We start from the raw sequence: 17,315 nt of genomic DNA on the forward strand, positions 1-17,315 counted from the left end.
CGTATTACCATCTGATCCCGAAAATTATTACCATGATAATACATCTAATACTCAGTATTGCACATATAATTGGTAATGTCACCAAATTTAAATATTTTTTAACGCTCCTTAAAATCATACTTGATCATATTTATACGGTTGCATTATAATCAACTATACTACCAAAATTACAAAGGATGCCAATTATGACTAACGATAACATACCAAAAAATGAAAAGAGCATTGTACTAACTGGTTTCATGGGCGTTGGGAAAACTACTGTTGGCCAACTTCTTGCTAACAAACTTAAACGTCCTTTCGTTGATATCGATGATGAAATAGAAAAGGAGTACCGAATGGCTGCTACGGAAATTTTTAAAACGATTGGTGAAAAAGCATTTCGGCAGAAGGAAATAGAAACTGTCATTCGTCACGCAAAACAAAGATGTAAAATTATCTCATTAGGTGGCGGAGCATTTATGCAGGAAAAAATAAGAGGTGCCTGTCTGGAGAACTGCATCGTTGTCCACCTTGACATTTCCTGGGAGCTATGGAAAAAACGGATGGAGATGTTAGTAGATACCCGTCCTATTTTACAAAACAAAAAAATTGAAGAAATTGAAGCTTTGTTTTACAAACGTAGGAATGTGTATTCAAAAAGTCATTCAACATTATTGACGGATAGCAACAATGAAGAGGAAGTAGCAGAACATATTATAAACATGTTAAGGCTTTAATATTCTGTAGAATACATTGGGAGCGACAATTCATGAATACAATCATCACTCCCAATCTCCTACAACTTCCTGCATTGAATTAATCAGTTCTCTTAATTTATTGACCGGCACCTGTCCGGGCGCCGAGCTCCGCTTCCCTACACCAAAAGTAATGATTGATCCATAAGCCCAGCCCATGATTCGACTTAAACTTCCGATCTTTCCCATCGACATACTAACTACCGGTATATTTAATGATTCATCCGCTTGTTTTGTCCAATCTAATAGCCGTAATACATCATTTTTAGTTTTTGGCATAACCGCTAGTTTGGCAACATCCGCTCCAAAGGACTCTTCAAGACGCACATGCTTCATCATTTCCTCATTTGTGGGGGTATTTTTAAAGTTATGATAGGATAGAATCAACTGTTTATTGTTATCTCTTGATAATTTTCTTAATTGTTTAATATGTAAAGGGTCATTAGATACCTCAAAATCTATCACATCAACCGGTGTACTTTCACAAACTTTACCTAATAACGCAACCTTTTCTTCCTCTGATAAAGATATTTTTTCTCCTCCTTCCTTTTCCGATCTAATCGTAAAAAGAACCGGAATATTGCTAGCAGTAGAAATCATGTCAACAATCATCAAAACCTTGTCCGTATCATAGATTCCTTCAAAAAAGTCTGCCCGCCACTCGATAAGATCAGGACTTTGAGGGATAATCGCTTTCAGTTCATCATTGATTTCATTCTTATTCCGTCCAATTAATGGTGTGCATATGTAGGGTATCTTTTTATCCCCGAATAAATTCATTTTCTTCTCTCTCCCCATATATAATAAGATAAACGTATCATACCATATTTCTTAAAAGGTGGAACAGTTTATGCCGACGAAATTTGTTGAAAAACGGCAGTGGGAGTATGAAAAAATGCATTTAAAAACAAAAATTCACCTTATTCCCGCCCCCTGTTCCACTATTCCTTTCCCTTATCCGTATTGCGATTACTAACAAGACGTAACACATACCAAAAGACCGCTGCTATGATAAGCGTTATGAGGACCCTTGGGAAGTAACCAATTTGATAATCCTTGAGAATTTGACCGCTCAATAAAGCGGCAATAACACCGATGAGCACCGGAATTCCTTGTGTTGATTTACCTTGATCTGCCATTTGACCACCTCCAAATGTGTTATTTATCATTATTATCATTTATTTGCAACAAACTCAGCCAGATCCTCTGCTTGTGTATCCTCTCTTGGGATGCCTTTCCTATACACTCGCCGCACTACCACCCGCCAGCAAATTAAATAAATTAGCACTGATACCCCAAGTGCTAAACCCATCACTTGTATAAACGAAACTCCTGCAAATAATCTTAATATAAATCCTACAAAGACAAAAATGGCCCCCCATAGTCCAACTAATACATAAAATACCGTGTTAAGTCGGTGATTCCCCCAAAAGTAATACCACAATAAACTCATTGCCGTTACAAAAATAAACATCGAAACAAAAAGGACATCTGTCATCCAGTATTCTACCTTTCCACCATTTACAAACATATTGAGAGAAAATAAAATAGCAATCCAAACAATCGTGAGAGCACTCAATAACAGGAGACTCATGAATTTTGCATGTATGATATTCGTTTTTGGAACGGGCAATGTTTGCAAGAAGGTCAGCTGCCTGTTTGCTTCATCACGTTCCAACCCTACTATCAAGCGACCAAATGCCAACACAAGTCCCATTATGGCTATTAATACATACGACGACTCTGTACTAACCACTCCCAATACGCGCGGCCCCAGAACCCACATGACAAGGACACCACCGATTCCAATCAGACTATAAAACCGTGATGCTTCCCGCCATGAAAAGCCCATATTTTCTATTTCTCTGCCAATCAATGCCTTCATTCGGTCGCCCTCCTTGTTCGCCGCTTTTTGGCTGATCTTAACGTTCCCTCCAAATACTTCCGGTAAGCCGTCATCGCCCAACACCAGCATAACAACCAAATGACGATAAGTATTACCGCTCCGATTCCTACTGTGATCATAGGATAATCATGCAACATAGAGTCAAAAGTTTGTACCCCTCGTTTGGCTAAGCCTCCCCGTCCTCCCCACATAATCAACAAGAAAAACAAGAAAACCACACTTCCTGTTGTCCCCTTTGTCCCGGAACGAAAAAACAGACCGTGATAGACGGCAAGAGAAACCGGAAAAAAGAAGGCATTTAAATAGAGAACCGTCCATAGTCCAGGCTCAATTGGTTGGCCTAATCCCGGCGTGAATACTCCCAACAACAAAGCAAACCATAACAAACCGCCAACACTTAAAACAAAACTGGAAATAACTCTGGCGGTAACCACTTCTTCTGCTTTAACGGGCAGCATTCGGGCAAATCTGTAAAATCCTGCATCTGCTTCACTGGATAACCGGCTAACGGCGTAAATCCACAGTAAAGTATAAGGAATAAATACACATAACAAACCAAATACAACGGTTACTGTCATTTTATCAACATCCAAAATATCCTGAAACCAGCCATAGATGAATACACCTTGCCACATCATCAACATTTCCAACAGCAACGGAATGAACAAACAGCTAAGAATCATCCACCTATGCCCATACCAATCATCTTTGATTAAGTCCCAAATTGTTCCCGCCCGCATACCTGTTCCTCCTCTCGAAAATAAAGTCTTTGTACATTTATCCTTTCATAGACATAGCTTGCAATAGCCATTTACATCTGTCTGTTTTTCAATTCCTCAGCCTTCTGTTCTAGTTTAACTAAACCAGGCTGCTCCACTTCATGCGGAAACCCCCGCTTTTGGATGCGCTGTATCGATATCCGCCAGCAGAAGCCATACACAACCAATGAAAAAATGAACAAGACAAGAATCCATAGCGGTTGTTCCTTTAATTCCAGTAAAAAGTGAAATCCATAGAGAAAAAGAACAGCCCAAACTACAACCGACACCACATATATCCCATTACTCCATTTACGATATCCCAAAATATAATATCGAAGCAGATTTTCTGCCAACAGCAACAACATAATCGAAACGGCAAATAAAACGGACACGGATGCTATTAACGTCCAATTACTGTTCACAATTAAATTTAAGGAAACAAGCACCGCCATCCACAGAAAAGCTTTTCCACAGGCGATCAGAATACTGAGGAATTTAGCATGAACAATCATGCTTTTCGTAATTGGAAGTGTTTGTAAAAAAGCCATTTGCCGTTTGTGACTGTCTTCCTGCAACGAAGCATTCATCCCCATACCAACAAAACCGATACCTCCAAACAGGATGATGGAAGTAATCGCATTAGGGGCAAGAATATCGAAGAAGGTTGGACCTAACAGCCAGAGAAATAAAACAGCCATAAGCATTGCAAAACCAATCGTGACCAGGTGTTCTTTACGATCTGGTGAAATCCTCATCGCTTCCAGTTCACGTTGAACCAGCATCCGCATTGGTCATTCCTCCTTATGCCCCGTTAACAATACAAATAATTCCTCCAGTTTCAACCGTTCCGCGTCCCATTTACCGGAATTGCGTTTTTGAAATTCAGCAAAATTATCGGTATACCCAACGTAACTACCCATTGCGGGTTGAACTTGAAACAGATAGGGATGTTTCGCCAGCTTATCCGCATGGTCGTCATAGATTACAATCCGCCGATAACGGATAATGGCGGTTAATCCTTATTCTGGCCAGCTCTTGTCCCATTCTTTCCGCTCCCCAAAAAACAGCTTCACCCTGCTCGATCAATATATATTCTTCCTATTTTCCATGGGCTAATGCCTTCCAACTAAGTACCACAACCGACTAGGGAATAAGATACAACGAAATTAATCCAACCGGGATAGAGAACCAACCTCGATTGTAAACTTCGATAGAATTGTCGGCTAGTTCGGCTTTTTTATGTCGAACTCCGGCGATTTTTTATCGAAGTTCAGCGAAATCTTGTCGAACTTCGATAAAAACCGAATAACCGCCCAACTTGATAGCAAATATGACCTACAAACACTATGAAAAAAACCCCAGTTCATATCTACGCCCACTCGTAGATCCAATTTGTTTAACACATGTTTGGTTCAACAATCTTTTCGTTACGTATGCTGAATTCAACTGTAAAAACTCTCTTGCCTGTTTATTGGTTATCCTATCGCCAATCATCAACTGATATTCTTTTAATGCTTGAATATGGGTATCTTTTTTAACGCAATTGCACTTGAGGCATTGCCATTTTCCATGGATCCGATGCATTGGAATAGCCGCACATGCCGGACATATTACGCCGGTTAACAAAACATCCTTGGTTATGTCATATTTGTTTAAAATATCAACCTTATATGGGTGGTGGGAAGAACTAAGCAAAGTCGATAGTTCATGCATTTGGATATCGGTCAGGCATAGTATCTTATATACATTTGAAACCTCTTCTACCTTGGATAAAAGATTTTCCTTATGAACAACTTTTTTTATTATGATATCCTGATTATGAACATTTTTTATAATTGATCTGGGATCCGTGTGCACAACAAGTGTATCAATGGGAATCGGTGGGAAATGAAATTGTTTCAGCCAACGACGCAACCGAATCGATTGCAATTGAACCTGTGCCACAGGGTTGGAGAAGCCCTCCTCTTTTTCTTCAACGATTCTAATGAATTGCCCCATATTGTCATATGCCAATGTACCGTATATATTCTTTACTTCTAAGATAAGCATAAATTTGTTTGTCAGGAGGAGCTTGTCTATTTGAAAATAACCCAATCCATCATAGATTCGCAGGTTGTGGAAAATATGGTATTGATTATCAGGGAGAAAGGAAAGTGGGAATTCAAGTGCTTCTTCACCTTTATGACCCGTTCTTAACATTTTGGCTTGTTGCTGGACAATACTGTGCAGGCGATGTTGTGGTGGCAGCCGTTTTGATAATGCTTCTGTTTGTAGAAGTAAAATGGGGACTTTTAGCGGTTTAACATTCAAAAGAGGACATCCTTTCTATTTTGTTATCTTTAATATTCTATTTTTAATGAGCAAATTCCTGCTTAAACTTGGAAGGTCGCACTAACATTGTGTCCAAATTGTGAAATTCAGCGGAATTGTTAGCTAGTTCGGCCTTTCTATGTCGAACTTCGGCGATTTTTTGTCGAAGTTCAGCGAAATCTTATCGAACTCCAGCAAAAATAAATCGCGATAAAAAAAGCCATCCCACCGGAGCGGAATAGCTTCATCGTCCACTTTACATATCATGACTGGCATCGTTCTTTTGCCGCGAATGATTGCGGTTTTTCACCTTATGGGATCCATCCAGCGGTTCACCATATGGCTGTTTTGGACTTTTTGGCAAGTTTGGGGCTTCCTGTTGTTTCGGTCCCATTCGTTTTCCGCCCATCCCAATCTCCTCCTTTTCATCCTTAAGCATAGCTTTTGGAAAAACGCACGATTCTATTCAAATCAGTTTTCCTGTAGTTAGGCAAAAATCCGCTGGAGATCGATGTGAAATCGCTGCAGTTTGTACTCAATTCGCTGTAGTTTACAGCCAATACGCTACAGTTCATCATGGAGTCACTAAAGTTTACGATCAATTTGCTGGCGTTCACTAACAGACAAAAATTGGAAAGTGATCAAGCCATTCCAAGCCGGGTATTATACTGTCCGCAGAAATTGTCCGGAAATAAAATCGCCCAGCAGCCTATCGTCAGGCTTTTGGGCGATTTTTCACATAAACATCTCCAAAATATAAAAGATAATGCCACCAAGTGCCGCTGTAATTGGTAAGGTAATGACCCATGTAACAACCATCCGTTTGGCAACTCCCCAGTTTACTCCCTTTACCCGGTGGGAGGCACCTACACCGAGGATACCAGATGAAATAACGTGTGTTGTACTAACGGGTAGATGGATCAAAGTAGCGCCAAAAATAACCGCCGCACCGGTCAAGTCGGCAGCAACGCCATTCACTGGACGGATTTTCATAATTTTACCGCCGACCGTTTTAATAATCCGCCAACCGCCTATGGAAGTACCTAAAGCCATCGCGGTCGCGCAGGAAGCCTGTACCCAAAACGGAATGTCCATTGTTTTGTGCATCCCGCCAACAATCAGAGCCATTGTAATAATCCCCATCGATTTTTGTGCATCATTCGTTCCGTGCGCAAACGACTGCACCGCGGCGGTTAAGACTTGAACCAGGCGAAATCGTTTATTCGTTTTCGCAAGGTTACTATTTTTAAAGATAACTTTTATAATTCCATAAAATATAAACCCTACTACAAACGCGATTACCGGTGAAAAAAACAACCCTTCCAGAATTGAAATAAATCCGTGATAATGAATCGCTCTAAACCCGGCAGATACAATAACCGCCCCCGTAATAGAGCCGATAATTGCGTGTGAGGAACTACTGGGGATACCTGCATACCAAGTTACCAAATTCCAAATGATCGCAGCAATTAATGCAGCTAATATAACGGTCATGCCATTGTGCAATTGAAATGGATCGGTAATTCCGCTTGTGATGGTCTGCGCTACACCAGTAAACGTCAAAGCCCCCGCAAAGTTCATGATGGCTGCGAGTATAATGGCCCGTCTGGGTGTTAATGCTTTCGTGGATACGGATGTAGCAATGGCATTGGCTGTATCATGAAACCCATTGATAAAATCAAACAAAAGAGCAAAGATGACAATTAATACGATTGTTATGGCAAGTAAATTCATATTCAATCCCTCATTACGCGTTTTTCATGATGATACTTTGCAGGGTGCTTGCGACATTTTGACAATAATCGGCAATTTCTTCCAGTATCTCATATAATTCTTTGTATTGGATGACCTTAATCGGGTCTTTTTCCTTTTGAAACAGGTTTCTGAGGGATTCACGATAGATATCGTCGCATTTACTTTCAATATCTTTAATGATGATGGCGTGCTCTTCAACATTTTTTAACTGATAATTTGCAATCAATTCCATCGATGTTAATATTTCCTTGGAACACTCCAATATGTAATTCGTAAATTGATCCATATACTGATCAGCTGAAAGAATTTGATAAATATCCATCGTCGCAGAGAAATCTTCCATTCCGTCCATGATATCATCCAAATTCATCGACAATTGCAGAATATCCTCCCGCTCAATTGGTGTAATAAATGCCTGGTTTAACTCCTTGATAATGGAGTGCACTTTATCATCCAACACGGATTCCCGCTGCTTGATCGTGTTGGCAAACTCCTTCAATGTCTTGGTATCTGTTACCTTAAAATGAACAAAATAATCGGCTGCCTCGTGTAGCTGTTTGGCAAAATCAACGAGATAAAGCGAGAATTTATCTGGCTTTTTCTTGAACATGTTTGTATAACCTCCATTAACCGAAAGGACTGGGCAATCATTGTTGCGTATATCATTTTCAACCGCAGACGCACGAAAAGGGAAACGAATTGTCCGATTTTGTCGATTTCCGCTCCCGTATACCATTATACACATTAGTGTTCTTCAACTAAAGAAGTTCCTACAATCTTTTTGGTAATTTTTATACCCCTTCCCCCATATTTCATCGTCCATCCTATAATATTAGCCGATAACCGCGATTTCTTTCTAAAATAGACTGAAAAGAGTGTATTCCCTAACGAGAAAGGTGGTTTATACAATTTGCTAAATAGACCTTTTTTATACATGCTGCTTGGAATGGCGAACCCGACATACAGAGATGCCTGACCCGCCAGAAAATGGGAGTCGGCTGATATAATGCCTTAAATCGCTGATAAAGTGCTCAAAACCGCTGATATAATGCCCGAAATCGCTGATATAATCCTCAAAACCGCTGATATATTATAGATCGGCACAACACACCACATTTCTTACAAAAAGGCTGCATCAATCAGACAAATGATGATGCAGCCGCTCGATTGCTTATTCATACAAGCCTCTTCCAGTATTTTTCCTGAGTAATCCTCCTGCCTGTTTACCATAAGCCTTGGTCAAATCCGTTAATTTAATCGTAATCAATGAATCCCCCACGTTTCTCCCCTTTGATCTAACTTTTTGATTTCAATTGTAATCGCATCATAGAAACCAGTCAAAAGTGGGAAGAAAAAATTGTGTAACATGAAGGCTGAGGCGCGGAGGCAAGCACAGACAGTAAAAAATGAGCAGCCCGATTACTTTTTACGGATAACTTTTTCAGGTTGATATTTATTTTAAGGTTAATGTTTTACCAGCTTGAGCGATACGTTCGCTTTAAAGTTGATACTAGGCTAATGGTGGTTGATATTTTGTTAATCAGTACCGATATTCCAGATCTAGTGGCCGATATCCAGTTAATTCGGTTGATATCGGCAAGAAGCCGGTCGATACCTGGTTAATGGTGGTTGATATTCCCAGCCTATTGGTTGATACTGGCTAGTCACAGTCGATATTCCTGTCTCCAGGTTAATATCCGGTGTTTCGCATAACTAATGCCCCGCCCCTCTGCATATCTCTTTATCCCAACTATAGCCAGTAATCAGGATCAGCCATGCGGATTTCTTCAACAACATCATCTAAATCGGCCGGAGTAATCAGATAAACGGGGTAATGATCCACTTCCTTCGCCTCCCGATAAAAGTAATGGACAGAGCCCGGATATTCTACATCCATCAACACGAGACATCCGTCGCTTTTGGAAATCAACCATTTGTTTTTTGCTGTGAACTGATACGATCCTTTGTAATTGCCAACATAAAGTGGTTTATGAAAATCAGCCTGCAACGTGATTTCCTGATAAGCTTGTTGAATGGATTCCGGCCAGCGTTGTTCCTGATTTTCAAATGGCGGGATAACCGCGAGTTTGATCGCATATTCTGCTTGTAACTCCTGCACAACTTCTGCCGCCCATAATTCAACGCCCATCTGTCCGGAAACAATTACCCACTCCAAGCCTTCTTCAATGAACACAATCAACCGTTTACGAATGGCTGCTTTTATGTATGTAATCCGATGATCATCGACCTTAAAAATATTCAATTCCATTGGTTTATATCCAGTAACTGTCAAAACTTTCACCATGCTAATTCCTTTCCGGGTATTGCTGTATCCATTTTTTCAGCGATTACTTGCAAATTATCGGCGACTTTCGGCCATTATACGGCGGTTTGTGTACATTATACGGCGATTTCGTCCCATTTTACGGCGATTCCACGATTTTTATCAGCGATTCCCACTTTTTAAAGGGACAGAGGGAAGAACTTCTCCCCCGTCCCATTAGATTAACACCAATGATGCGGTTCTTACCAGTGATGCATCCCTTTATGATGATGGTGATGGTGGTGATGTGGATGGTGGTTACCGCCGTAGCCATTATTACCTTTACCCATACCTGGCCCCATGCCACCCGGGCCACAACATTGTCCCTGTGGAGGCGTTTGAAATGCTCCGCCAAATTCATCTACGCAATTCATCGTGTTCTCATGTGAAGTCGAATGTGGAAATACATGTCTGTGCCTTTCCAGATGATGATTCACTACCGTTGTATGAGAAGGATGAATATGCTCAATAACGTTTTCTGTACAGCAGTCAATTCGGTTACATTTTGTTGGATGAACCACCCGTCTCGGCGGGCACCCACAATTGTTTCCAAAATGTCTCATATAAAAGCCCCTTTCCTGTGATAGGTTCACTAATAAACTATGAAAAGGATCGGCGGATTGTATAAGGCAACAACCTATTTCTTTGTTTATATTTGTGCTATACTTTTCTAAAAAGGGGGAAAACACTTATGGAAACGGTAACAAAAGCAGTACAAGATGATTATCCAGAAGACTTTGCATGGTGTTATGGTTGTGGACGAATGAATGAGGCCGGGCACCACTTTCGTACGGGCTGGGACGGGGAAAAAACAATAACCGTATACACCCCGGAACCAGAGCATACGGCATTACCAGGTTTTGTTTATGGGGGACTACTCGCTTCCTTAATCGACTGTCATAGCACAGGATCAGCTGCCCTGGCATTACATCGCAAAAATGGTCATGAACCCGGTGATGGCGCGGAACCACCACGATTTGTGACAGGATCATTACATGTTGATTTCTTGCAGCCTACTCCACATGGGGTTCCATTAAAAGCAGTAGGGACGGTCGAGGAAGTTCATCCTAAAAAATGGAAGGTACATACCGACGTATTTGCCAATGGTGAGGTTGTTGTTAAAGGGGAAGTTACAGCAGTTGTTATGCCGAGCACATTCACTAAAAAGTAATTGCTAAAAAGCGCATGTTCATTACGTAGTGAGGGGGGTATGCATTTATCCCCCCTCGCCAATTTTCATCTCACGTATAGCCCAATCTTATAAACAGTCATTTGTAGAGAATGCTCAAAAAGTCGTAAAAATGACACTTCATACAGTGGTTCGTAGCTGAACTCAACCCTATTTATCTTCTGTCACAGACTTGTATATTCCTTTATAACTGTCCCTTGAAAATCGGACCATCGAACACAGCTGTATGGTATTCACCGGATTCGCCCATGGGACAAACATTTTTCATACGGATGTCATTAATAAATGATTCATCCACAAGCCGCCCCACCCAGCTTTCTGGCAGCTTGTCCGGATCTACTTTAATCACCCTTGCCTGAAAACCTAACGCAACAAATTGTTTTAATAAATCCTGTACATGTTGTTGATCCGTCCACAGTGGATAGATTGCTTCCAGTCCGGCTTGCTTTGCCACTTGTTCTCCCCATTCGCGATGTCCTTCCAAATAAATATCGCCAAACGCTATGCCTTTCATCTGATCCTGCGCTTTTAAAGTTTTTAAAGTTTCAGTGAAATTAGCCGTATACGTTTTAAAATCTGTTTCAATAAAATGAACTGGTATACCAATACTTGCCGCTTGTTTTTCGATATGTTCCAGCTTTTCACCATGGGCTACAGTTTCGTTCGATTCTCGCCAAACTGTTGTAATCAAACAAGAAACCTCATAGCCCTGTTGTTGCAGACGATATACTGCAAGGCAACTATCTTTCCCACCACTAAAAGATAATGCTATTTTCATCATATTCTCCTTTCAATCTAGTTACTATGTTCATTATAGCATCCATTTCAGTTCAATAGTCGATTGCAAACAAAAAGAAGGAAACCAGTGATCGGTTGGTTTCCTCCAGGTTTCGTAGGTTGATATTTCTTATCCACTCACACTTTTTTTCGATCCGGAAACAATAGGCTGAACACAATCCCAAAAATGGCTGCGATAAAAAAGGTGGAAAATCTAGATGTGATTATTTCATCCAATGGTGTACTAATCCACAGAACAGTGAATACAAATCCAGAAATAATTGTTGCAACCACGCCAACACCTGAATATCGCTTCCAGAAAAAGGTCATCAATATTGCTGGTGATAGAGTACAACCAATGCCTGCCCAGGCCCAACTGACGACCAGATAGAGTAGTGAATCAGATGTCAGGGCAATGATCATGCCAATCACACCGGAAACGATAACTATTACTCTTGATAGGGTTACAAGCTGTTTATCAGTCAAATTCAACCCAAGCGTCCGGTGGATAATATCCTCACTAACGGAACTGGTAACAACCATTAACTGGGAATTAGCTGTCGTAATAATTGCGGCCAGAATCCCGGCCAGTAATAACCCGGCGATCCAAGGTGGTAATAAATCCAGGATCATAAATGGCAAAATGGTTTCTACATCGGCAAATGACCCTTGTTGATACAATGCAATCGCTGCTAACCCAATTAGAAAGGCCCCCGTATAAGCCATCACGGTCCAAATAATGGCAACGGAAATCCCTTGTTTTGCTTCTTTATCATTTTTTAATGCCATGAATCGTGTACTTAACTGGGGCTGCCCACCCAAATAACCAAAAAACCAGGAAAAGTTGTTGAAGAATAATACCCCAAGCGCAAATCCTGTCGCACCACCAAACCAGGAATCAAATGAATCACCTGCTTCCACCAATGATTGGCTAATCGACAGGTCATGTGTACCAATATAGATCAGTGCAATAACGGGTAACACACAAAGTGTAGCCAGCATCATGATACTTTGAACCATATCTGTCCAGACAACAGACAAAAAACCACCAAAAAACGCCGTTGCCAATACAACAACTGTGGCCAGAATGATACCAACCGTCTCGTTTATGTCGAATGTCGTTAAAAATAATTTTCCTGCCCCTGCTAGTTGTGCTCCCAAATAAAACATGAAAAAGCAAGCAATTAAAATACTGGCAATCCAGCGGATCAAATTGGCTTTTTCCCGAAAACGGACAGCTAAATAATCTGGCAGGGTTAACACCTGATAATTATCCGCCTCTTTACGAAATTTTTGCGCCAAGACAAGCCAGGAGAAAATTATCCCCAAAGCAATCCCAACTGCTACCCATATTCCTGCAAGTCCGGTGGTAAAAACAAATCCGGTAAACCCGAGTAACAACCATGCTGATTCCCCGGTAGCCCGTTCCGAAAATGCCAAAGCCCAGCCAGGCAGTTTTTTTCCGCCTAAAAGAAACACAGCATGACTCATTTTTGTTCGGCTCGTAGCGTAACCAATCGCTATAATCACAATAAAATACAGGATAAATTCAGCGATAATGATGGTATTCATTGCACGTTCACCCTCCTGTTAATCATGATGTCCCTGAAACAGACGAACAAGAAAGATTACATGTTCCCTCCCTTGTGCCAAAGAAAATATAGTTCTTTTCTAAAAATCTATGTGTCGGAGCAAAAAATCAGAACAAACGATATAAAAACTTTCCCCGCATACTAAACGTAAAAAAGAAGCAGGGGTTATCCTGCTCCTTTAACACTATGTACCTTGTTAATAGTATCGGGTTTCGGTGTATGTTGCACATTTGCAGGATGTGAAGGTGTATATTCATGAACCGATTGGGTTGCGGAAAAATACGTCCATCCGGAATACACGATACATATAACACCAATACCCATTAATAGGAATGCTGTTTTTTTCATCGGCATCACCTAAAAAAATTATTACTCATATTCCATTCATACTATCGTCAAAACCTGTAGACAACAATTTTTCCGCGAAGTTCACATATTCTATAACGAATAATGAAAAATGCGTCTAAGTGGTTTCATTTATATACGTTTTGCCTTATAGTTATAGAGGACAACCGAAAATGAGTTGTTATGAAATTATAGATAGGAGGTGAATACAGATGCTAGAATTGCTCAATCAACTAACAAGTGATGTATCACCATTTTATGTATATCTGAGTATCATTTTAACCATCATCTGCGCATATCGCGGGATGTCATTTACAATGGGGAACACCATTCAGCAAAATCAAATTTTCACCAGACAATGGCATGCCACCCGATTTCGTTTGCTCCCTGCACAGGAAGAACTTGGGGCCAATACGGAAATTCATCACTGGATTGCCGCCAAAATGAAACGTATCGAAGCACCCGATGATGATTCAGATAGCCATTCCTGCTCATTGAAAGTTCTAAACGACTATCATCGAGGAGGACAAAAATGGAACGCAAATCTGTATTCACAACTCTTGGAAAATATAGCCTGATCGGTATTCTGTTATTGATCGTCTTAACCGGGTGCCAACTAAATGAGCCAATTAGTGCTGATTCTACTGGTTTTTTTAATCATTATTTTATTTATCCGTTTTCCGTACTGCTGAAAGGACTGGCTTCTGTCTTGGGCGGCAGTTATGGGTTATCGATCATTATTTTAACCATCGTTATCCGCCTTTGCCTCATGCCGTTCATGTTGAGGCAAATGAAAAACAGTACGAAAATGCAGGCCAAAATGAAAGTCATGAAGCCGGAAATGGATGAGATTCAGAAGAAATATAAAGATAAAAAAGATCGGGATTCCCAGATGCAAATGCAACAGGAAATGATGCAACTATATCAAAAGCATCAAATGAATCCGTTGTCGTCTCTCGGATGCTTGCCCATGATTATTCAATTTCCGATTCTGATTGCATTCTATTATGCGATTCGCCGGACACCAGAAATTGCTACCCACACATTTCTCTGGTTCAACCTGGGGCAAACCGATTTCGTTCTGCCCTTTATCGCTGCAGCTGTCTATCTGATTCAGGCACGTGTGTCACAAATCGGCATGGATGAAAAACAGCGGAAACAAATGGCATTATTCAGCTTTATCTCACCGGTTATGATATTTATCGTCTCGTTTAATTTTCCGTCTGCATTACCATTATATTGGACCATATCCGGTTCATTTTTGGTGATTCAAACATGGATTTCCAAAAAGCTCTATACGGAAAAAGCCGAAGCAGAGGTATAATGAAAAAGCACTTCCGATTGTGGGGGTGCTTTTTCTTGAATATTCAAAAATAAATATGAGTCTTAATCCAGTAGCCCATCACTGTAATCTCATAAAATAATATGGTTATGGTTTATATCATAGTCAGTTTACCAGTGTAATGGCCTGATCAAGCACCTTGTCGCCTTGTATCATACCATATGCCATCGAATCAATCACTTCTACTTTGATATCTTTTGGTTCCGCCTACATGAGGCAAGCCGCTTTCTGACAATGTAAAATAAGCTGAAATCCGCAGTTCACGTATTTACATTCATATAATATTACATGAAATGATTTCAGGATTTACTATTTTGCAGCAGTTGATATCCAGCCTGTTTCTTCAGTTTTCGCCGTTCCAGCCGATCAACCAATGCCTTGTGGCGCAAATAGGAAAATTGAAAGATGGGGCTTTGGACAAAGGTAAAAATAAACGTGACAATAAATACCGGACCACCTAAAATCAAACCAAGTACAAGTACGCCGGTTTCTGTAATCATACGAACCCGACGAATTGGTGCTCCCAGCTTATCGGCAATCGACAACATAAATCCATCTCGCGGACCGGCCCCAACGCAAGCCGCATTATAGATACCACCACCAACTCCCATGATCACAATCCCCGCGACAATAATCAGTACATCTACCCATGTATGGCGGGCCTGTGGCAGGATATCCAGCCACAGCCAGAAATCCACACAGGATCCAACTAAAAAGGCGTTAAGAAATGTGCCGATCCTAATATAGCTTTTATCCAATATCCACGACACGCCTACCAGCGCCATACCACAAATAATGTTCCAAGTACCAATCGTAAAGCCCAGTTTTTCATACATGGCGACATTCAACACGTCCCAAGGATGAATACCTAAATGCTGTACATGGATGGTGATGTAGATTCCTAAACTGAACACGATCACTCCGATGACAAAACAGGACCAGCGAATACCCCGGATCATGATTTCCCTTCTTTCACTAACCAAAACAATTAGGGATAATCATAAGTCATATTCCCGTGTATTTCAACACCACTGTTTCCATTGTGATTACGAACTAAGATTGCGGAAAAAACAGTTATCCAAAATATTGAAATTTCGTTCTTAATGTTGCGGAAAATATGAGCTGGCTCGGTTCCAATGATGTAGAGACATTCATTTTCGTAGCGGCAAATGTCTGTTGGACAATCGCATCCCTTGATCCTTCCTCAACTATTTTGATCGGGCGAGGGTCTAAATTCACGTCAATTGTCTTGGCGATTGTTTCAGCCTTAGCGGTGGCATTCCTCAGAGCATCGCTTAATGCACGCTGATAATATGCGTTTGGATCATCAACGGAAAATTCAATATCAGAAACTCGATTAACTCCATTTTGGACCGATGTATCAATGACTGTGCCTGCTTGATCGACAGCATTCAATCTCACGGTAAGTGCATGTATAACCTCATATCCCCGAAAAATCTGTTTCCCATCCACATAATCATATTGTGGCTGAATTGTATATGCAGCCGTTTGTATAGCTTCTCTTGAAATTCCCAATTGAACCAGCGCTTGTATAACCTGATCCATCTTTTGCGCATTTTCCTGTTGGGCTTGTGTTAGTTCACGATTTTGCGTCGTCACCTCTAACCGAATCGTAACAACATCAGGTTTTGCTGAAATACTTGCGCTGCCAATTACCGTCATCCGCCGCGACCGCTCCTGTCGATAGGAAGATACATTGGCATAATACATTGCTATTCCCCTTTCTCCGTTATAGTAAAATATATGCCTTTATTCTGCGGATATATCACCAGATGATGGCAGCGAACCTTCTATTTCCCATTCCTGAGTTTTTGCTTCTCATCTTTCCGGGCTCCAATATGTATCACCATTTTTTCCTTTTTTCCCTTATCTTTTAGCAGATCACGAATTTCTGTCAAAAGTACTTCTTTTTGATCCGGGTTGGGTGCAGCCTTCTCTTTTCCCTTTTCCTCCTCTTTCTCATACTTCAATTTTGCAATGATCTGGACAACGATAAAAATGGACCAGGAAATAACGGCAAAATCAAACACCGACTGCATAAACTGTCCGTACAATATTTCTGAATCACCTACTGTATATTTTAAATGGGTAAAATCAACGCCATTGTATAATATCCCGACAAGCGGCATGATGATATTTTCCACCAAAGATGTAACAATCTTGCCGAAAGCCCCGCCAATAACAACGGCAATCGCCAAGTCCAGTACATTTCCTTTCAGTGCAAACGCTTTGAAATCCGACCACAAAATGTGTTACCTCC

At 40.8% G+C, this 17,315-nt stretch carries 21 protein-coding genes; 4 read left to right on the plus strand and 17 right to left on the minus strand.

All coding sequences use genetic code 11. The features are described from left to right. The first annotated feature begins 185 nt into the window (after nt 1–185). Entirely contained in the window at nt 186–716 is a 531-nt protein-coding gene (locus tag ABRT01_RS05900) for a shikimate kinase (protein ID WP_367746550.1), read from the plus strand. Nucleotides 717–761: 45 nt separating this feature from the next. Here the strand turns inward: ABRT01_RS05900 and aroD are convergent, their stop codons facing one another. The 11 genes from aroD to ABRT01_RS05955 all read right to left on the minus strand — a co-directional run bounded on the left by aroD (nt 762) and on the right by ABRT01_RS05955 (nt 10,352). Beyond that, nucleotides 762–1,514 carry a type I 3-dehydroquinate dehydratase gene (gene aroD / locus ABRT01_RS05905; RefSeq protein WP_269409840.1) on the minus strand — a complete coding sequence of 251 codons (753 nt, stop codon included), beginning with the start codon at nt 1,512–1,514 and terminating at the stop codon, nt 762–764. Between the two features lie 161 nt (nt 1,515–1,675). After that, on the minus strand, nt 1,676–1,873 hold the full coding sequence (locus ABRT01_RS05910) for a hypothetical protein (protein WP_269409841.1): 198 nt from the start codon (nt 1,871–1,873) through the stop codon (nt 1,676–1,678). A gap of 35 nt (nt 1,874–1,908) precedes the next feature. Further along, on the minus strand, nt 1,909–2,619 hold the full coding sequence (locus ABRT01_RS05915) for an ABC-2 transporter permease (protein WP_367746551.1): 711 nt from the start codon (nt 2,617–2,619) through the stop codon (nt 1,909–1,911). Beyond that, the gene (locus tag ABRT01_RS05920; protein WP_367746552.1) at nt 2,616–3,380 is read right to left on the minus strand and encodes an ABC-2 transporter permease; all 765 of its coding nucleotides are present in this window, start codon (nt 3,378–3,380) and stop codon (nt 2,616–2,618) included. Before ABRT01_RS05920 ends, ABRT01_RS05915 begins: the two co-directional genes overlap by 4 nt. A 71-nt stretch (nt 3,381–3,451) precedes the next feature. Then, a complete protein-coding gene (locus ABRT01_RS05925; protein WP_367746553.1) occupies nt 3,452–4,189 on the minus strand; it encodes an ABC-2 transporter permease in 738 nt (245 codons plus the stop codon). 556 nt (nt 4,190–4,745) lie between these two features. Then, a complete protein-coding gene (locus ABRT01_RS05930; protein ID WP_367746554.1) occupies nt 4,746–5,711 on the minus strand; it encodes a nuclease-related domain-containing protein in 966 nt (321 codons plus the stop codon). A gap of 256 nt (nt 5,712–5,967) precedes the next feature. Further along, complete coding sequence (locus ABRT01_RS05935) at nt 5,968–6,120, minus strand: small acid-soluble spore protein P (protein WP_269409847.1); 153 nt, start codon at nt 6,118–6,120, stop codon at nt 5,968–5,970. 326 nt (nt 6,121–6,446) lie between these two features. Further along, nucleotides 6,447–7,445, minus strand: a complete 999-nt coding sequence (locus ABRT01_RS05940) for an inorganic phosphate transporter (protein WP_269409848.1) — start codon at nt 7,443–7,445, stop codon at nt 6,447–6,449. Between the two features lie 13 nt (nt 7,446–7,458). Next, nucleotides 7,459–8,076, minus strand: a complete 618-nt coding sequence (locus ABRT01_RS05945) for a DUF47 domain-containing protein (protein ID WP_269409849.1) — start codon at nt 8,074–8,076, stop codon at nt 7,459–7,461. 1,140 nt (nt 8,077–9,216) lie between these two features. Beyond that, on the minus strand, nt 9,217–9,768 hold the full coding sequence (locus tag ABRT01_RS05950) for an SLOG family protein (protein ID WP_269412588.1): 552 nt from the start codon (nt 9,766–9,768) through the stop codon (nt 9,217–9,219). 224 nt (nt 9,769–9,992) lie between these two features. Then, complete coding sequence (locus ABRT01_RS05955) at nt 9,993–10,352, minus strand: CotD family spore coat protein (RefSeq protein ID WP_269409851.1); 360 nt, start codon at nt 10,350–10,352, stop codon at nt 9,993–9,995. Nucleotides 10,353–10,480: 128 nt separating this feature from the next. Here ABRT01_RS05955 and ABRT01_RS05960 point away from each other — a divergent pair, with 128 nt between their 5' ends. Beyond that, on the plus strand, nt 10,481–10,960 hold the full coding sequence (locus ABRT01_RS05960) for a PaaI family thioesterase (protein ID WP_269409852.1): 480 nt from the start codon (nt 10,481–10,483) through the stop codon (nt 10,958–10,960). Between the two features lie 202 nt (nt 10,961–11,162). Here the strand turns inward: ABRT01_RS05960 and ABRT01_RS05965 are convergent, their stop codons facing one another. From ABRT01_RS05965 to ABRT01_RS05975, 3 genes are all read right to left on the minus strand, one after another. Next, complete coding sequence (locus ABRT01_RS05965) at nt 11,163–11,756, minus strand: Dph6-related ATP pyrophosphatase (protein ID WP_367746555.1); 594 nt, start codon at nt 11,754–11,756, stop codon at nt 11,163–11,165. A 137-nt stretch (nt 11,757–11,893) separates the two neighbouring features. Next, complete coding sequence (locus tag ABRT01_RS05970; protein WP_269409854.1) at nt 11,894–13,327, minus strand: sodium/proline symporter; 1,434 nt, start codon at nt 13,325–13,327, stop codon at nt 11,894–11,896. A gap of 185 nt (nt 13,328–13,512) precedes the next feature. After that, the gene (locus ABRT01_RS05975; protein WP_269409855.1) at nt 13,513–13,695 is read right to left on the minus strand and encodes a hypothetical protein; all 183 of its coding nucleotides are present in this window, start codon (nt 13,693–13,695) and stop codon (nt 13,513–13,515) included. Between the two features lie 209 nt (nt 13,696–13,904). On the opposite strand from ABRT01_RS05975, the gene ABRT01_RS05980 reads away from it, so the two are divergent. Together ABRT01_RS05980 and yidC are read left to right on the plus strand one after the other, a co-directional pair. Continuing rightward, a complete protein-coding gene (locus ABRT01_RS05980) occupies nt 13,905–14,270 on the plus strand; it encodes a hypothetical protein (RefSeq protein ID WP_269409856.1) in 366 nt (121 codons plus the stop codon). Next, nucleotides 14,225–15,016 carry a membrane protein insertase YidC gene (gene yidC / locus ABRT01_RS05985; RefSeq protein ID WP_269409857.1) on the plus strand — a complete coding sequence of 264 codons (792 nt, stop codon included), beginning with the start codon at nt 14,225–14,227 and terminating at the stop codon, nt 15,014–15,016. The genes ABRT01_RS05980 and yidC overlap by 46 nt, the downstream gene beginning before the upstream one ends. 317 nt (nt 15,017–15,333) lie before the next feature. Here the strand turns inward: yidC and ABRT01_RS05990 are convergent, their stop codons facing one another. The 3 genes from ABRT01_RS05990 to mscL all read right to left on the minus strand — a co-directional run bounded on the left by ABRT01_RS05990 (nt 15,334) and on the right by mscL (nt 17,301). After that, nucleotides 15,334–15,993 (minus strand): YczE/YyaS/YitT family protein, encoded by a 660-nt coding sequence (locus ABRT01_RS05990; protein WP_269409858.1) that lies wholly within the window; start codon nt 15,991–15,993, stop codon nt 15,334–15,336. A 115-nt stretch (nt 15,994–16,108) separates the two neighbouring features. Beyond that, on the minus strand, nt 16,109–16,765 hold the full coding sequence (locus ABRT01_RS05995) for an SIMPL domain-containing protein (protein WP_269409859.1): 657 nt from the start codon (nt 16,763–16,765) through the stop codon (nt 16,109–16,111). Nucleotides 16,766–16,845: 80 nt separating this feature from the next. Next, entirely contained in the window at nt 16,846–17,301 is a 456-nt protein-coding gene (gene mscL, locus ABRT01_RS06000) for a large conductance mechanosensitive channel protein MscL (RefSeq protein WP_269409860.1), read from the minus strand. Nucleotides 17,302–17,315 lie beyond the last annotated feature (14 nt).

This window comes from Lentibacillus sp. L22 (assembly GCF_040812445.1).
Taxonomy (GTDB): Bacteria; Bacillota; Bacilli; order Bacillales; family Amphibacillaceae; genus Lentibacillus_C; species Lentibacillus_C daqui.

Excerpts from the sequence above, each read along its gene's own strand:
- ABRT01_RS05900 (WP_367746550.1), top strand. The coding sequence starts at position 186 with ATGACTAACGATAACATACCAAAAAATGAAAAGAGCATTGTACTAACT.
- aroD (WP_269409840.1), bottom strand. The coding sequence starts at position 1,514 with ATGAATTTATTCGGGGATAAAAAGATACCCTACATATGCACACCATTA.
- ABRT01_RS05910 (WP_269409841.1), bottom strand. The coding sequence starts at position 1,873 with ATGGCAGATCAAGGTAAATCAACACAAGGAATTCCGGTGCTCATCGGT.
- ABRT01_RS05915 (WP_367746551.1), bottom strand. The coding sequence starts at position 2,619 with ATGAAGGCATTGATTGGCAGAGAAATAGAAAATATGGGCTTTTCATGG.
- ABRT01_RS05920 (WP_367746552.1), bottom strand. The coding sequence starts at position 3,380 with ATGCGGGCGGGAACAATTTGGGACTTAATCAAAGATGATTGGTATGGG.
- ABRT01_RS05925 (WP_367746553.1), bottom strand. The coding sequence starts at position 4,189 with ATGCGGATGCTGGTTCAACGTGAACTGGAAGCGATGAGGATTTCACCA.
- ABRT01_RS05935 (WP_269409847.1), bottom strand. The coding sequence starts at position 6,120 with ATGGGCGGAAAACGAATGGGACCGAAACAACAGGAAGCCCCAAACTTG.
- ABRT01_RS05940 (WP_269409848.1), bottom strand. The coding sequence starts at position 7,445 with ATGAATTTACTTGCCATAACAATCGTATTAATTGTCATCTTTGCTCTT.
- ABRT01_RS05945 (WP_269409849.1), bottom strand. The coding sequence starts at position 8,076 with ATGTTCAAGAAAAAGCCAGATAAATTCTCGCTTTATCTCGTTGATTTT.
- ABRT01_RS05955 (WP_269409851.1), bottom strand. The coding sequence starts at position 10,352 with ATGAGACATTTTGGAAACAATTGTGGGTGCCCGCCGAGACGGGTGGTT.
- ABRT01_RS05960 (WP_269409852.1), top strand. The coding sequence starts at position 10,481 with ATGGAAACGGTAACAAAAGCAGTACAAGATGATTATCCAGAAGACTTT.
- ABRT01_RS05965 (WP_367746555.1), bottom strand. The coding sequence starts at position 11,756 with ATGAAAATAGCATTATCTTTTAGTGGTGGGAAAGATAGTTGCCTTGCA.
- ABRT01_RS05970 (WP_269409854.1), bottom strand. The coding sequence starts at position 13,327 with ATGAATACCATCATTATCGCTGAATTTATCCTGTATTTTATTGTGATT.
- ABRT01_RS05975 (WP_269409855.1), bottom strand. The coding sequence starts at position 13,695 with ATGAAAAAAACAGCATTCCTATTAATGGGTATTGGTGTTATATGTATC.
- ABRT01_RS05980 (WP_269409856.1), top strand. The coding sequence starts at position 13,905 with ATGCTAGAATTGCTCAATCAACTAACAAGTGATGTATCACCATTTTAT.
- yidC (WP_269409857.1), top strand. The coding sequence starts at position 14,225 with ATGGAACGCAAATCTGTATTCACAACTCTTGGAAAATATAGCCTGATC.
- ABRT01_RS05990 (WP_269409858.1), bottom strand. The coding sequence starts at position 15,993 with ATGATCCGGGGTATTCGCTGGTCCTGTTTTGTCATCGGAGTGATCGTG.
- ABRT01_RS05995 (WP_269409859.1), bottom strand. The coding sequence starts at position 16,765 with ATGTATTATGCCAATGTATCTTCCTATCGACAGGAGCGGTCGCGGCGG.